At 70.0% G+C, this 13,174-nt stretch carries 16 protein-coding genes; 9 read left to right on the plus strand and 7 right to left on the minus strand.

Annotated elements, in window-relative coordinates; translation table 11 throughout:
- Positions 1-9: 9 nt before the first annotated feature.
- The 3 genes from ABZS40_RS21140 to ABZS40_RS21150 form a co-directional block, all read right to left on the minus strand.
- Entirely contained in the window at positions 10-633 is a 624-nt protein-coding gene (locus ABZS40_RS21140) for an RNA methyltransferase (protein WP_354945098.1), read from the minus strand.
- A gap of 51 nt (positions 634-684) precedes the next feature.
- Complete coding sequence (locus ABZS40_RS21145) at positions 685-1,221, minus strand: hypothetical protein (RefSeq protein WP_354945001.1); 537 nt, start codon at positions 1,219-1,221, stop codon at positions 685-687.
- Positions 1,222-1,314: 93 nt separating this feature from the next.
- Positions 1,315-1,830 (minus strand): MaoC family dehydratase, encoded by a 516-nt coding sequence (locus ABZS40_RS21150; RefSeq protein WP_030486570.1) that lies wholly within the window; start codon positions 1,828-1,830, stop codon positions 1,315-1,317.
- A gap of 548 nt (positions 1,831-2,378) precedes the next feature.
- Between ABZS40_RS21150 and trxA the strand changes: the two genes are divergently transcribed.
- The 3 genes from trxA to ABZS40_RS21165 all read left to right on the plus strand — a co-directional run bounded on the left by trxA (position 2,379) and on the right by ABZS40_RS21165 (position 4,303).
- On the plus strand, positions 2,379-2,741 hold the full coding sequence (gene trxA / locus ABZS40_RS21155; protein ID WP_354945002.1) for a thioredoxin: 363 nt from the start codon (positions 2,379-2,381) through the stop codon (positions 2,739-2,741).
- 153 nt (positions 2,742-2,894) lie between these two features.
- A complete protein-coding gene (locus tag ABZS40_RS21160) occupies positions 2,895-3,335 on the plus strand; it encodes a hypothetical protein (RefSeq protein WP_354945003.1) in 441 nt (146 codons plus the stop codon).
- On the plus strand, positions 3,332-4,303 hold the full coding sequence (locus tag ABZS40_RS21165) for an HTTM domain-containing protein (protein WP_354945005.1): 972 nt from the start codon (positions 3,332-3,334) through the stop codon (positions 4,301-4,303). The genes ABZS40_RS21160 and ABZS40_RS21165 overlap by 4 nt, the downstream gene beginning before the upstream one ends.
- Here the strand turns inward: ABZS40_RS21165 and ABZS40_RS21170 are convergent.
- A complete protein-coding gene (locus ABZS40_RS21170; protein WP_354945007.1) occupies positions 4,267-4,686 on the minus strand; it encodes a DUF393 domain-containing protein in 420 nt (139 codons plus the stop codon). The genes ABZS40_RS21165 and ABZS40_RS21170 overlap by 37 nt on opposite strands.
- Positions 4,687-4,779: 93 nt before the next feature.
- Here ABZS40_RS21170 and ABZS40_RS21175 point away from each other — a divergent pair, with 93 nt between their 5' ends.
- Both ABZS40_RS21175 and ABZS40_RS21180 read left to right on the plus strand, forming a co-directional pair.
- Positions 4,780-6,846: an intein-containing Rv2578c family radical SAM protein gene (locus ABZS40_RS21175; RefSeq protein WP_354945008.1), complete on the plus strand. Its 2,067-nt coding sequence runs from the start codon at positions 4,780-4,782 to the stop codon at positions 6,844-6,846.
- A 19-nt stretch (positions 6,847-6,865) separates the two neighbouring features.
- Positions 6,866-7,273 (plus strand): CoA-binding protein, encoded by a 408-nt coding sequence (locus tag ABZS40_RS21180; RefSeq protein WP_354945009.1) that lies wholly within the window; start codon positions 6,866-6,868, stop codon positions 7,271-7,273.
- A 103-nt stretch (positions 7,274-7,376) separates the two neighbouring features.
- On the opposite strand, the gene ABZS40_RS21185 is transcribed toward ABZS40_RS21180, so the two are convergent.
- Positions 7,377-8,573, minus strand: a complete 1,197-nt coding sequence (locus ABZS40_RS21185; protein ID WP_354945100.1) for an acyl-CoA dehydrogenase family protein — start codon at positions 8,571-8,573, stop codon at positions 7,377-7,379.
- A gap of 177 nt (positions 8,574-8,750) precedes the next feature.
- Here ABZS40_RS21185 and ABZS40_RS21190 point away from each other — a divergent pair, with 177 nt between their 5' ends.
- Positions 8,751-9,290 (plus strand): DUF4190 domain-containing protein, encoded by a 540-nt coding sequence (locus tag ABZS40_RS21190; RefSeq protein ID WP_354945010.1) that lies wholly within the window; start codon positions 8,751-8,753, stop codon positions 9,288-9,290.
- 27 nt (positions 9,291-9,317) lie between these two features.
- On the opposite strand, the gene ABZS40_RS21195 is transcribed toward ABZS40_RS21190, so the two are convergent.
- Positions 9,318-10,223: an SDR family NAD(P)-dependent oxidoreductase gene (locus ABZS40_RS21195; protein WP_354945011.1), complete on the minus strand. Its 906-nt coding sequence runs from the start codon at positions 10,221-10,223 to the stop codon at positions 9,318-9,320.
- 118 nt (positions 10,224-10,341) lie between these two features.
- Between ABZS40_RS21195 and ABZS40_RS21200 the strand changes: the two genes are divergently transcribed.
- A complete protein-coding gene (locus tag ABZS40_RS21200) occupies positions 10,342-10,899 on the plus strand; it encodes a DUF4190 domain-containing protein (protein ID WP_354945012.1) in 558 nt (185 codons plus the stop codon).
- 75 nt (positions 10,900-10,974) lie between these two features.
- Here ABZS40_RS21200 and ABZS40_RS21205 read toward each other — a convergent pair whose 3' ends face one another.
- Positions 10,975-11,931, minus strand: coding sequence for a CoA ester lyase (locus tag ABZS40_RS21205; protein ID WP_238680411.1), 957 nt, complete (start codon positions 11,929-11,931; stop codon positions 10,975-10,977).
- Between the two features lie 128 nt (positions 11,932-12,059).
- On the opposite strand from ABZS40_RS21205, the gene ABZS40_RS21210 reads away from it, so the two are divergent.
- On the plus strand, positions 12,060-12,884 hold the full coding sequence (locus tag ABZS40_RS21210; protein ID WP_354945101.1) for an SDR family NAD(P)-dependent oxidoreductase: 825 nt from the start codon (positions 12,060-12,062) through the stop codon (positions 12,882-12,884).
- On the plus strand, positions 12,877-13,170 hold the full coding sequence (locus ABZS40_RS21215) for a hypothetical protein (RefSeq protein WP_354945013.1): 294 nt from the start codon (positions 12,877-12,879) through the stop codon (positions 13,168-13,170). The genes ABZS40_RS21210 and ABZS40_RS21215 overlap by 8 nt, the downstream gene beginning before the upstream one ends.
- Positions 13,171-13,174: the final 4 nt, after the last annotated feature.

Consider the following 13,174-nt stretch of genomic DNA (forward strand, 5'->3'; position numbering starts at 1 on the left):
TACGTGGGGTCAGTCCGGCGGCGTACCGGCGTGCGCACGGATCCAGGCGTGCATGGCGATCCCGCTGGCCACGCCCGCGTTGATCGACCTCGTCGAGCCGTACTGGGCGATGGAGTAGAGCTGGTCGCACGCGGCACGGGCCGGCGCGGAGAGGCCGGGCCCTTCCTGACCGAACAGCAGCACGCAGTCCCGCGGCAGGGCGCCGGTCTCCAGGGGACGCGACCCGGGCAGGTTGTCGATGCCGAACACCGGCAGCTGCCGCTCGGCCGCCCAGGCCACGAACTCCTCGATCGTCTCGTGGTGCCGTACGTGCTGGTACCGATCGGTCACCATCGCACCGCGCCGGTTCCACCGTCGCCGTCCGACGATGTGCACCTCGGCGGCGTTGAACGCGTTGGCGTTGCGCACCACAGTGCCGATGTTGAAGTCGTGCTGCCAGTTCTCGATCGCGACGTGGAAGCCGTGCCGGTGCCGGTCCAGGTCGGCCACGATGGCCTCGTGCCGCCAGTAGCGGTAGCGGTCGACGACGTTGCGCCGGTCCCCCTCCGCGAGCAGCTGCCTGTCGTAACGGGGGTCGTCCGGTGGGCTCCCCGGCCAGGGGCCCACACCCACCTCAAGCTGGTCGTCGGTCACGGTCATCAGAGGGTACGGACCCCGTCGGCACCCGCCGCGACGACCTGCCGGTCAGCCCAGGTCGAGGGCGGCACCGAGCCCGTCCAGGAAGCGCCGGTCCGCCGGGCTGGCCGGTGGGTCCACCCGGCGCGCGCCGGCGCCGGGCACCGCGCGACAGACCCGGGCCGCGACCGACTGCACCCACTGGCGGTACGCGGCCGAGTCGGCGGGGTCGGCCCGCCGCCGGAGGACCCGGCTCGCCGCCCGGCAGGCGGCCAGCAGGTCCACCAGGTCGGTGAGCCGTTCGGCGGGTTGCGGGGTGCCGTCGTGGCGGGCGTAGATCGTGGCGACCACCGCGCGGACCAGGTCGCTGTCGGAGGCGCGGCCGGCGGCCACGGCATCCAGGCCGGCCAGGCTTGCCAACACGCCACGCTCCGTTCGGCCGGGACCGGGTGCCGCGGCGGCCACGAGAACCCGACCGGGCAGGCTGGTGAGCAGATCCCACTCGGCGGCGGAGTAGACATCTGTGGTCAAGGGTGCGGCTCGGCGGCCGGCAGAGGACGGCTCTCCCGCTACGGAGTGGCTCATCGGAACCTCCGGCGTCAGCATATGGCCTCAAGACGGGAACAGGGCCCCTTCCTCGGCAGACCCGCGGTGAGGAAGGAGGCCCGTGTTCGTCGACGGTCGAGCCCGCCGCGACGGTCAGCGCGGTTCGGGGAAGCTGGGCCGCTCCGGATCCACGCCGTCGGGCACCGCAGCGGCCGCGTACTCCCGCTTGGGGACCATGACCTTGCGCCGGAAGACGCAGACCATCGTGCCGTCCTGGTTGTAGCCGCGGGTCTCCACCGACACCACGCCCCGGTCGGGTTTCGAGCCGGACTCACGCTTGTCCAGCACCGTGGTCTCGCCGTAGATGGTGTCGCCGTGGAAGGTCGGCGCGACGTGCCGCAGCGACTCGACCTCCAGGTTGGCGATCGCCTTGCCACTCACATCGGGCACCGACATGCCGAGCAGCAGTGAGTAGATGTAGTTGCCGACCACGACGTTGCGCTTGAACTGACTGGCTGTCGCGGCGTAGTGCGCGTCCATGTGCAGCGGGTGGTGGTTCATGGTGAGCAGGCAGAAGAGGTGGTCGTCGTACTCGGTGACGGTCTTGCCCGGCCAGTGCCGGTAGACCGCGCCGACCTCGAACTCCTCGTAGTAGCGACCGAACTGCATGCTGGTCCCTTCGACGGGCGGCGATGGAGTTCGGCACAGCATGCCTTACCGATGGTTAAGGCGACCGGAGGGGCGCGGCGTCGGCGGAAATGTCACACCGGTCACTCACCTGGGGGGAGACGCAATGAGCGGCGGGGCCCTCCCCGGCACCCGCCGCCCACGCTCTGATGTGAGGAATTCTGCCCTACGACTGCGTAGGTTCAACAGAGATCGCGGTCACATTTATCTTTTTGTAACACTACTGTCCGTGACGAAGTGGGAGTTGATCAGCGATCTCCGCAGGCCGGATAGCTCCTTGTCAAGGCCCAAGTTACCGATTCGTAGTGCTCAAGCGCGTGGATCTCCCTGGAAACGCTCCCATCACGGCAGGTCACGCAAGTGCGTCGTGCACTTGCGTTCCGCAGGTCGGGTGTGAACAGATGCGTGTCGATGACCCGGGGGACCCGCCGGCAGGCCCGAGCACGTTTCGTGCCCCACCGCCCGGGAATTCGATACGGTCAGCCCTGGTTCTACGGGACGTAGATAAACCGCGGTGATCGGAGAGTGCAATGGCAACCGTTGAGCTGACCTCGACGAACTTCGACGAGGTGACCGGCAACGACGGCATCGTCCTGGTCGACTTCTGGGCCGACTGGTGTGGTCCGTGCAAGCGGTTCGCCCCGGTCTACGAGCGCTCCTCGGAGAAGCACCAGAACATCGTCTTCGGCAAGGTCGACACGGAGGCCCAGCAGGATCTGGGTGCCAAGTTCGACATTCGCTCGATCCCGACGATCATGGCGATCCGTGACGGCGTCATCGTCTTCGCCCAGCCGGGCGCCCTTCCCGAGTCCGCGCTGGAGAACCTGATCGAGCAGGTCGAGGCGCTGGACATGGACGACGTCCGCAAGCAGCTGGCCGAGCACAACCACTGAGTCGTCCCGACGACGACGGACGAGGCCGGGCCCGATGCGGGCCCGGCCTTCGTCGTACCCCCACCAACTCCGCATGATCACCTGCCTGGTCAGGCCGAACTGGCCGTCGGAGGGACCCGAGGCCGTCGGTACATCCCGTATCGTCACGACCCGATGGAGAACCTGACCACCCGCGGGCGCGTGACCCGACTGGGCGCGACCGCACTGGGTCTCGTCCTGCTCGTCGTCGGCACCTTCTGGGGCAGCGACGACGACTTCCCGTTCGGCCCGTTCCGGATGTACTCCACCTCCAACCCGCCGAACGCACCCGCGCCCGACACCCGCGTCGAGGGGGTGAACAGCTCCGGGACGGTGATCGACCTCGACCAGAACGCGACGGGAATCCGCCGCGCCGAGATCGAGGGTCAGCAGGCCCGATACGCCGCCGACCCGACGCTGCTCACCGAGGTCGCCGACGCGTACGCCGAACGCCACCCGGACGCTCCCGCGCTGGTCGAGGTCCGCATCGTCATCCGCTGGCACGGCATCCGCGGCGGCCGGCCGACCGGCCAGCACACCGACCAGACCGTCGTCCGCTGGCAGGCCACCCGATGAACCGCTGGCTGACCGAGGCCGTACCCCGGGGCCGGGTGGCCGCCTTCCGCACCCTGATCTACCTGTTCGTCGCCGCCGATCTGGTGATCTTCACTCCCTGGGTACGCACCCGGGTCAGCGTGCCCGGCGACCTGTACCAGCCACTCCTGATCGGCCGCCTGCTCCCACTGCCGACGCCAACCGAGACGCTGGTGACGGTAATCTTCTGGGCGCTGCTGTTGCTCGCCCTCCTCGCCGCCACCGGACGGGCACCCCGGCTGCTCGGCTGGGCGGTGTGCGCGCTGTACCTGGAGTGGATGATCATCGCGATGAGCTACGGGAAGGTCGACCACGACCGGTTCGGGCTGCTCGTCGCGCTGGCCGTGCTGCCCACCGCCGGTCGGGCCCGACACGGCGACACCACCCGCACCGAGGCCGGCGGCTGGGCGCTACGCGTCACCCAGATCGCGGTCATCTGCACGTACTTCCTGGCCGCCTTCGCCAAGCTGCGCTTCGGTGGTCTGGACTGGCTGACCGGCTCGGTCCTCGCCCGCGCGATCATCCGGCGCGGCACCGACCTGGCGGACCTCATCGCCCAGGTGCCGCACCTGCTGATCGTCGCCCAGTTCGGCATCGTGGCGTTCGAGCTGCTGAGCCCGGTGGTCTTCCTGCTGCCACCCCGCTGGCGACTCGCCATGGTCGGCTTCTTCTACTCCTTCCACGCGGTCACCATCGCGACCATCACGATCTCGTTCGCGCCGCACCTGGCCGCGACGACCAGCTTCCTACCGCTGGAGCGGGTGCGCCCGGTGGTCTGGGCCCGCCGGCTCATCGGCCGCGGCCCTTCCGGGGCGGCGACGACGGATGCCCCGCAACCGCGCCCGGCCGCAGTCGACCCGGCACCGGCTGACCAGGACCCGGTGGCAGCCGGCGCGGAGCGGACGCTCGACGATCAGGCGCCGGTGGTCGGGCGGCCGGCCGGCCCGTAGAGCCGCTCCCGGGCCTCCTGCGGCAGAGAGCAGGCAGCCGTGCCACCCGGAAGCCGGTGCCGGTTGCGCGCCACCCAGCGGTACAACGGCCAGGCCGCAACGCGCACCGGAGGAATCCGCAGGCCGGCGCCAGCGACCCGCCAGAGCGGACCACTCGCGGCGATCAGCTTCGCGATGGCGTCCGGACCGGCCGCGCGCGAGCCGTCCGCGCCGACCCACTGCACGGCCTCCTCGCACTCGGCCATGGTGAGCCCGAGCGCGTCCAGGTCGGCGAACTGCCAGGGCACCACCCGGGCCGCGGTGGGGATGCGGCGCTTGATGAACTCCGCACAGCTCGTGCAGAACGCGCAGTCCCCGTCGTAGACGAAGGTCGACGTCTCCATGGCGTCCATCCTCCCCTCTCCAACCATCCGAACGCCCACCGGTGTACGGCGGGTCACTTGCGCTTGCCTCGTACACGTGTTCGAATAATGGCTATGCGCTGGGACAACCTCACCGCTCCCCCGGTCGAGGGAGACCCCGAGCGGGCAGCGCCAGCGACGCCACCCCTGCCGCTGGCGCTGCCCGGCGCCATCGCCCGCACCTTCGACACCCCCGAGTTCGCCGGGATGACCTTCTACGAGGTGCAGGCCAAGTCCATCCTCAACCGGGTGCCCGGGCAGTCCCGCGTCCCCTTCGAGTGGACGATCAACCCCTACCGAGGCTGTTCCCATGCCTGTGTCTACTGCCTCTCGGGCGACACCCCGATCCTGATGGCGGACGGTCGCACGAAGCCGATCAGCGCGCTGGAGCCAGGCGACCGCATCTACGGGACCGAGCGGCGCGGCGCCTACCGTCGATACGTGATCACCACCGTCCGCGACAAGTGGTCCACGGTGAAGCCGGCCTACCGGGTCACCTTGGGAGACGGCACGACACTCATCGCCAGCGGAGACCACCGGTTCCTATCTGAACGTGGGTGGAAGTACGTCACCGGGTCCATGCAGGGCAACGCCCGACGCCCTTACCTGACCACCAACAACCGCCTGATCGGCACAGGTCGTTTCGCCGAAGGGCCCAAGGAGTCACTCGACTACCGCCGGGGCTACCTCTGCGGCATGATCCGCGGAGATGGAAGCCTCGGCACCTACTCGTACTCGTACGGGGTGGTGCATCGGTTCCGGCTGGCATTGGCCGATGACGAGGCATTGAGCCGCAGTCAGCGGTACCTCGCCCTCGAAGGGATCACAACGCAGCGTTTCATTTTCACGCGGGCCAGCACCACGCGACGTGCGATGACCGCCATCCGCACCTCGAAGCAGCGGGACACCGAGACGATCAGTGGGCTTATCCGCTGGCCGGTCGAGCCCAGCGATGACTGGCGCCTCGGCTTCCTGGCCGGCATCTTCGATGCGGAGGGCAGTTGCAGCAGAGGCGTCCTGCGCATCAGCAACAGCGACGACGCCATCCTCGACCAGACGACTGCAGCACTGCGCCATTTCGGGTTCGCCTGCGTGCGGGAAGACCGCGGCCGACCCAACCGGGTGCGGGAGATCAGGCTGCCCGGGGGCCTCGCCGCCCGGCTCCGATTTTTTCACCTGACCGACCCTGCCATCACTCGGAAGCGGTCGATCGACGGTGACGCGCTCAAACATCAGGGCGCCCTCCGGGTTGTCGGCATCGAGGCACTCGGGCTTGAACTGCCGCTCTGGGACATCACCACTGGCACCGGGGACTTCATCGCCAACGGAGTGGTCAGCCACAACTGTTTCGCCCGAAACACGCACACCTATCTCGATCTCGACGCCGGTGCCGACTTCGACCGGAAGGTGATCGTCAAGGTCAACGCCGGCGAGCTGGTCCGGCGGGAGCTGGCCGCGCCGCGCTGGCGGGGCGCGCACGTGGCGATGGGCACCAACGTGGACTGCTACCAGCGGGCGGAGGGTCGCTACCGGCTGATGCCGCAGATCATCGGCGCCCTGCGGGACTTCGCCAACCCGTTCTCGATCCTCACCAAGGGCACGCTGATCCTGCGCGACCTGCCGCTGCTGCGCGAGGCCGCCGAGGTGACCACTGTGGGCATCTCCTTCTCGGTGGGGTTCGTTGACGAGCACCTCTGGCGCAGCGTCGAGCCGGGCACACCGCACCCACGCCGCCGACTGGACGCCATCCGGGCACTCGCCGACGCCGGCTTCTCCGTCGGAGTGCTCATTGCCCCGATCCTGCCCGGCCTCAGCGACAGCGACGAGTCGATCGACACCACCGTCTCGGCGATCGCCGCCGCCGGCGCGACGAGCGTGACAGCCCTGCCGCTGCACCTGCGTCCCGGCGCCCGGGAGTGGTATGCGCACTGGCTTGCCCGCGAGCACCCGCACCTCGTGCCCCGTTACCGCGAGCTCTACCGGGCCGGTGCGTACGCCCCGCAGGCGTACCAGCGGGAGTTGACCGCGCGGGTGCGGATCGCCGCCCGTCGGCACGGGCTGCACCGCGGGGAGCGGGGCGACAACCGCAGCCTGCCCGAGCCTCCGCAACCGGCGGCGGCCGAGCAGCTGACGCTGCTCTAGTCGGAGCTACAGTCGGCGGGTGCGTACCGCTCAGCAGATCCTCGCCGACTCCGCCGTGATCGCCGTCGTGGGCGCGTCCCGCGACCCGTTCAAGGCCGCGCACGGCGTGCCGTTGCAGATGCAGCAGCACGGCTGGCGCATCATCCCGGTCAACCCGACGGTCGACGAACTGTTCGGGGAACGGGCCTACAGGACCCTCGCCGACATTCCGCACCCCGTCGACCTGGTGGACGTGTTCCGACCGGCGGCCGACGCCGTGCAGGTGGTCCGGGACGCGGCGGCGATCGGCGTCCCCGCGGTCTGGCTCCAACTGGGCATCGTCTCGGCCGAGGCTCGGCGGATCGCCGAGGAGGCCGGCATGGACTACGTCGAAGACCGCTGCCTCATCGTCGAACGCGCCGCCGCCAACCTGACCCGCCTGCCCTGACCTGCCCACCCCTCCCCCGCGATCTTGCACTTACTGTCCCGGCATAGCCGGCATAAGGGTCAATCGGGCAACCGAAAGTGCAAGATCGCGAGGGCGGGGCGGGTTAGAGCTTGTATTCCTTGAGGAGACCTCGGGAGATGATGGTCTTCTGAATCTCCGAGGTGCCCTCGCCGATGAGCAGGAACGGGGCCTCCCGCATCAGCCGCTCGATCTCGTACTCCTTGGAGTAGCCGTAGCCGCCGTGGATGCGGAACGCCTCCTGGACGACCTCGGCGCAGTATTCCGAGGCGAGCAGCTTGGCCATCCCGGCCTCGACGTCGTTGCGCTGGCCGGCGTCCTTGAGCCGGGCGGCGTTGACCATGAGGGCGTGCGCGGCCTCGATCTTCGTGCCCATCTCGGCGAGCTTGAAGGCGATCGCCTGGTGCTTGGCGAGGGGCTGGCCGAAGGTCTTGCGCTGCTGGGCGTAGCTCACCGCCAACTCGAAGGCGCGGATGGAGATGCCGCAGGCGCGGGCCGCCACGTTGACCCGGCCCACCTCGATGCCGTCCATCATCTGGTAGAAGCCGCGACCCACCTGGTCGGCGCCGCCGAGGATCGCGGAATCGGGCACTGTCACGCCATCGAGCACCATCTCGGTGGTCTCGACGCCCTTGTAACCCATCTTCTCGATCTTGCCGGGGATGGTGAGGCCGGGGGCGGTCTCCCCGAAGCCCGGCTCCTTCTCCAGCAGGAAGGTGCTCATGTTGCCGTAGACCGACTCGGCGCCGGTGTCGGTCTTGACCAGGGTGGCGACCACCGAGGAGTACGCCCCGTTGGTGAGCCACATCTTCTGCCCGTTGAGCACGTAGCGGTCGCCGTCGCGGACGGCCCGGGACTTGATCGCCGAGACGTCGGAGCCGGTCTCGGGCTCGGACATGGAGAACGCGCCGCGCACCTCGCCGGTGGCCATTGCCGGCAGCAGCCGGGCCTTCTGCTCGGCGGAGCCGTGCTGGGAGATCAGGTACGCCACGATGAAGTGGGTGTTGACGATGCCGGAGATCGACATCCAGCCTCGGGACAACTGCTCCACCACCAGCGCGTAGGTGAGCAGTGATTCGCCGAGACCGCCGTACTCCTCGTCGATGGTGAGGCCGAACAGCCCCATCTCGCGCATGCCGTCGAGGATGTCGGTGGGGTACTCGTCGGCGTGCTCCAGCCGCTGCGCGTGCGGGATGATCTCCTTGTCGGCGAAGTCCCGAACGGTCTCCAGGATCGACTGTTGCACATCGGTCAGGCCGGGCGTCTGGGCGAGTCGGGCCATCTCAGCCTCCGGGGATCCGCGCACTACTCATGGGTAACTGAACGCTGGGTCAGTATCGGCCCCTCGGGTCGACGGGGCCAAGGTGACCAGTCCACACAACAGCTGTGAAAAGGTTCACCGCTGCGGGTAGCGTCCGGCAAGAGGGACTTTTCCGGCACCGGCAGGAGGAGGACAGCTGTGAGCTACCCGCCGCCGTCGGGACCGCCCGAGGACGAGCCGCCGCCGTCACCCTACGAGCCACCGAAGGACCAGTCGCCGTACGCGCCACCGCCGGCCGGCCAGCCGCCGTACGTGCCACAGCCGGACCAGCCGGCGTACGAGCTGCCAGCGGAACGCTCACCGTACGGGCCACCGGCGGGCGAACCGCCGCCGTACGGCCACCAGGGGCCGCAGCAGTCGGCGCACTGGAGCCAGCAACCGCCGTACCCCCCGCAGGGCCCCTACGGCCAGTACGGCCCACCGCCGGCCGGACCGGGTCGGGGCACCAACGTGCTGGCGATCCTGTCGCTGGTGTTCGCCTTCGTCTTTCCGCCGGCCGGCGCCGTCCTCGGCCACGTGGCCAAGCGGCAGATCCGCACCAGCGGCGAGGAGGGCGACCAGCTCGCGACCTGGGGGCTGATCCTGGGCTACGTCTTCACCGGGCTCACCGTGCTGGCCTGCTGTGGCTGGCTGGCGCTGGTGGCCTTCAGCAACAACGGCGACAGCGGCGGCTACTGACGAACGGGCCGGTGTGGCCCGTCGCGGTCAGCGGAAACGCGCCTCGCGAACGCTGTTGCCGCCGTCCACCACCAGCATCTGCCCGGTGATGTACGAGGCGGCCGGCGAGCAGAGGAAGCTGATCGCCGCGGCGACCTCGTCCGGCATGCCCGGCCGCCCCACCGGGGTGCCCAACCCCTGCTTGATCTCGGCCATCGTGGACGCCGCGGTGTAGATGGTGCCGGGCGCCACCGCGTTGACTGTCACGCCGTCGGCGATCATCTCCATGGCCAGCGCCCGGGTCAGCCCGACGACCCCCGCCTTCGCCGCGGCGTACGCGGCTTCGGTGGGCAGGGCGTTGACCGGGCCGGCCGTGGCCGACAGGTTGACGATCCGACCCCAACCCCGTTCGGCCATCCCCCCGATGAACGCCCGGCTGCACAGGAACGCGGTGGAGAGGTTGCGGTCGATCTCACCGCGCCACTCGTCGTAGGTAAGCTGCGCTACCGGCCGCAGCACCCCCTGGCTGGCGCGACTGGCCAGTCCGGCGTTGTTGACCAGCACCTCGACGTCGCCCAACTGCTCGGCGACCGCGTCGGCCAACGCGCCGACCTCGGACTCGTCGGTCAGGTCGGCGACGAAGCCGGTCACGCCCAGCTCGGTCGCCCGCTCGTGGATGCGTCGGGTGGTGGAGACGATGGCCACCCGCGCGCCCAGGTCGGCGAGTCGCCGGGCGGTGGCGTACCCGATGCCGTCCGGGCTGCCCGCCCCGGTGACCAGGGCGACCCGCCCGTCGAGGCGCATGGTGACCGGGTCGGTGAGCGCGACCGGCTCGTCGGTGCCGGGGCTGCCCGCCGGAGCGGCCGTTCGGGCGCGCCGGGCCGCGCCCGGGCGGCTGACGTCCCGTCGGGGTCGACTGCCGGAGCGGTCCGCGGCGCGCGCGTCGTATGCCATGCCAGGGATCCTGCCCGTTACGACCGGCCCGAGCAACGCGGCACCCGGAAGCAGGGGCGTCGGGTTTGGGCAGCGCTGGCTACCCTGTCTCCGCACCCCAACCTGACGGAGAGTCCGCATGACCAATCCCCCGCCGCCCGGCAACTGGAGCGACCCCACGTGGGCGGCCCAGCCGTCGAGCCCCGCACCGGATCCGACGCTGGTGGCCGGTCAGCCGGTGCCCGCACAAGCTGGCCCGGTCGACCCGTACGCCCCCGACCCGTACGCCCCGGCCCCCTACGCCCCGGACCCGTACGCCCCGGTCGACCCGTACGCCGGCGCGAAGCAGCCAGCTACCCAGCCGATGCCCGGATACGCCCCGCCCGGTTACCCCCCGCAGTACCCCGGCTACGGCTACCCGCAGCCACCGAAGACCAACGGGCTGGCCATCGCGGCGTTCGTGCTCGCCCTGATCGGTTTCACGTCCTGCATCACCGCGCCGATCGGCGCGATCCTCGGGCACGTGGCGCAGAAGCAGATCCGGCTCAGCGGCGAGGGCGGTGCGGGGATGGCGAAGGCCGCCATCATCGTCGGCTGGATTCTCACCGGGTTCCTGGTGTTGGTGATCGCCATCTACGCCGCCGCGATCATCTACGCGATCGCGACGAGCGACAACAACAGCAGCAGCAGCTACTGACCGGCGGGCGGGCCGGCGTACCGCCGATTGTCGGGTCGGACCGACAGCCGGCGGCGGTCGTCCCGGCCCGGCCGGTCACTGCTCCGGTGGGGTGAACGACGAGGTACGGCTCATCCCCGCGGCCCGGCCCTTGGCGGCGACCACCAGCGCCATCTTGCGGGACGCTTCGTCGATCATCTCGTCGCCGAGCATCACGGCGCCGAGCCGGCCGCCGGCCTCGGAGGTGTAGTGCTCGTACGCGTCGAGGATCAACTCGGCGTGGTCGTAGTCGGCCTGCGCCGGCTGGTAGACCTCGTTGGCGGCGTCGATCTGGCCCGGGTGCAGCACCCACTTGCCGTCGAAGCCCAGCGCGGCCGAGCGCTTGGCCACCTCGCGGAACGCGTCGACGTCGCGGATCTGTAGGAACGGGCCGTCGATGGCCTGCTTGTCGTGCATCCGCGCGGCCATCAGGATCCGCATCAGGATGTAGTGGTACGGGTCGCCCGGGTAGTCCGGGATCAGGCCGCCGACCACCATCGACTTCATGTTGATCGACGCCATGAAGTCGGCCGGGCCGAAGATGATGGTCTCCACGCGCGGTGAGGCGGCGGCGATCGCGTCCACGTTGACCAGACCGGCGGCGTTCTCGATCTGCGCCTCGATGCCGATCCGACCGACCTCCAGGCCGATCGTCTTCTCGATCTGGGTGAGCGTCAGGTCCAGCCACTGCACCTGGGCGGCGGTCTGCACCTTCGGCAGCATGATGCAGTCCAGGTTGGCGCCGGCGCCCTCGACGACCTCGATGACGTCCCGGTAGGTCCACGGTGTGGTCAGGTCGTTGACCCGGACCACCCGGGTCTTGCCGGCCCAGTCACCCTCGTTGAGGGCGGCCACGATGTTCTTGCGCGCGTCCGGCTTGGCCAGTGGGGCGACGGCGTCCTCCAGGTCGAGGAAGACCTGGTCGGCCGGGAGTCCCTGGGCCTTGCCGAGCATCTTCACGCTGGAACCCGGCACGGCGAGGCAGGACCTGCGGGGGCGACCGACTGCGGCCATGGATGCGCTCCTTCCAGCGTCCGGCGGGCATGCCGACGCCACCTGACGACAGATCCGAGACCTTAACGATCCCAAAGGGCGTTGTGACGCCACGGTAACCTCGCGCCATGACCGGGGTGAATGGACCTGTGGAAGATCTCACTGGGCGCCGACTGGTGGTGGTGACCGGGGCCAGCTCCGGCATCGGGCTGGCCGCCGCCGTGAATCTGGCCTGCCGGGGCGACCAGGTGGTGCTGGTCGGGCGCGACCCGGCCCGCCTACAGGCCGCTGCCGTTCGGGTACGGGAGAACTCCGGTGAACGTCCGGAGCTGTTCCGGGCCGACTTCGCGATCCTCGACGACGTACGCCGACTGGCCGAGCAGCTCCGGTCCGCGTACGACCGGATCGACGTGCTCGCCAACAACGCCGGCGCGATCGCGCTGCAACCACTGAGCACCGTCGACGGTTTCGAGGTGTCGATCCAGGCCAACCACCTGGCTCCGTTCCTCCTGACCAACCTGCTCGCCGATCGGGTGGGCCGGGTCGTGGTGACCGCCTCCGGCGCGCACCGCTTCGGCGCACTCGACCCCGACGACCTGAACAAGCCGCTGCGTGACTACCGGCCGATGGGCGCGTACGGCACCAGCAAGCAGGCGAACGTCCTGTTCACCGCCGAGGCCGCCCGGCGCTGGCCGGACGTTGCCGCGTACAGCTTCCATCCCGGGGTGGTCCGTACCCGGTTCGCCAACGACAGCAGGCTGGTCGCGTTCGGCATGCGGTTCATGCCGTTCCGCAGCCCGGAGAAGGGCGCCGAGACCCTGGTGTGGTTGGCCAACCAGGAGCGTTCCCGGCTGATCAACGGGGGTTACTACGTCGACCGTCGGCCGCGTCGACCGCTCCGGAAGGCGGCCGATCCGCAGCTCGCCGCCCGGCTGTGGGCGGCGAGCGCCAAGGCGGTCGGTCTCGATGACTGAGCGGGACGGTGTGCTGACACTCGTCGCGATCGTCGAGTTCGCCGTCCGGGCCGAGGCCGCCGGGCAGCGCTACGAGGACGCCGTGCTGGCCCTGCTCGACCGGCACGGCGGCCGGTTGGAGCGGCGACTGCGTGGCACCGACGGGCAGGCCGAGGTGCACGTGATCCGGTTCGACGGGCGGGCCGGCTACGAGTCGTTCCTCGCCGACCCGGACCGGGCCGCCCTGCGTGCCGCCCTCGGCGAAGGCGCGCCGACGACCCGGGTCATCGAGGTGCACGAGGCCTGACCCG

It is taken from the genome of Micromonospora sp. NPDC005324 (assembly GCF_040607155.1).
Lineage (GTDB): Bacteria > Actinomycetota > Actinomycetes > Mycobacteriales > Micromonosporaceae > Micromonospora > Micromonospora trifolii.

What these genes read in the sequence shown, in the direction of transcription:
- ABZS40_RS21170 (WP_354945007.1), bottom strand. Translation starts at nt 4,686, where the DNA reads ATGGAGACGTCGACCTTCGTCTACGACGGGGACTGCGCGTTCTGCACG.
- ABZS40_RS21195 (WP_354945011.1), bottom strand. Translation starts at nt 10,223, where the DNA reads ATGGCATACGACGCGCGCGCCGCGGACCGCTCCGGCAGTCGACCCCGA.
- trxA (WP_354945002.1), top strand. Translation starts at nt 2,379, where the DNA reads ATGGCAACCGTTGAGCTGACCTCGACGAACTTCGACGAGGTGACCGGC.
- ABZS40_RS21200 (WP_354945012.1), top strand. Translation starts at nt 10,342, where the DNA reads ATGACCAATCCCCCGCCGCCCGGCAACTGGAGCGACCCCACGTGGGCG.
- ABZS40_RS21205 (WP_238680411.1), bottom strand. Translation starts at nt 11,931, where the DNA reads ATGGCCGCAGTCGGTCGCCCCCGCAGGTCCTGCCTCGCCGTGCCGGGT.
- ABZS40_RS21145 (WP_354945001.1), bottom strand. Translation starts at nt 1,221, where the DNA reads ATGCTGACGCCGGAGGTTCCGATGAGCCACTCCGTAGCGGGAGAGCCG.
- ABZS40_RS21175 (WP_354945008.1), top strand. Translation starts at nt 4,780, where the DNA reads ATGCGCTGGGACAACCTCACCGCTCCCCCGGTCGAGGGAGACCCCGAG.
- ABZS40_RS21165 (WP_354945005.1), top strand. Translation starts at nt 3,332, where the DNA reads ATGAACCGCTGGCTGACCGAGGCCGTACCCCGGGGCCGGGTGGCCGCC.
- ABZS40_RS21215 (WP_354945013.1), top strand. Translation starts at nt 12,877, where the DNA reads ATGACTGAGCGGGACGGTGTGCTGACACTCGTCGCGATCGTCGAGTTC.
- ABZS40_RS21185 (WP_354945100.1), bottom strand. Translation starts at nt 8,573, where the DNA reads ATGGCCCGACTCGCCCAGACGCCCGGCCTGACCGATGTGCAACAGTCG.
- ABZS40_RS21150 (WP_030486570.1), bottom strand. Translation starts at nt 1,830, where the DNA reads ATGCAGTTCGGTCGCTACTACGAGGAGTTCGAGGTCGGCGCGGTCTAC.
- ABZS40_RS21160 (WP_354945003.1), top strand. Translation starts at nt 2,895, where the DNA reads ATGGAGAACCTGACCACCCGCGGGCGCGTGACCCGACTGGGCGCGACC.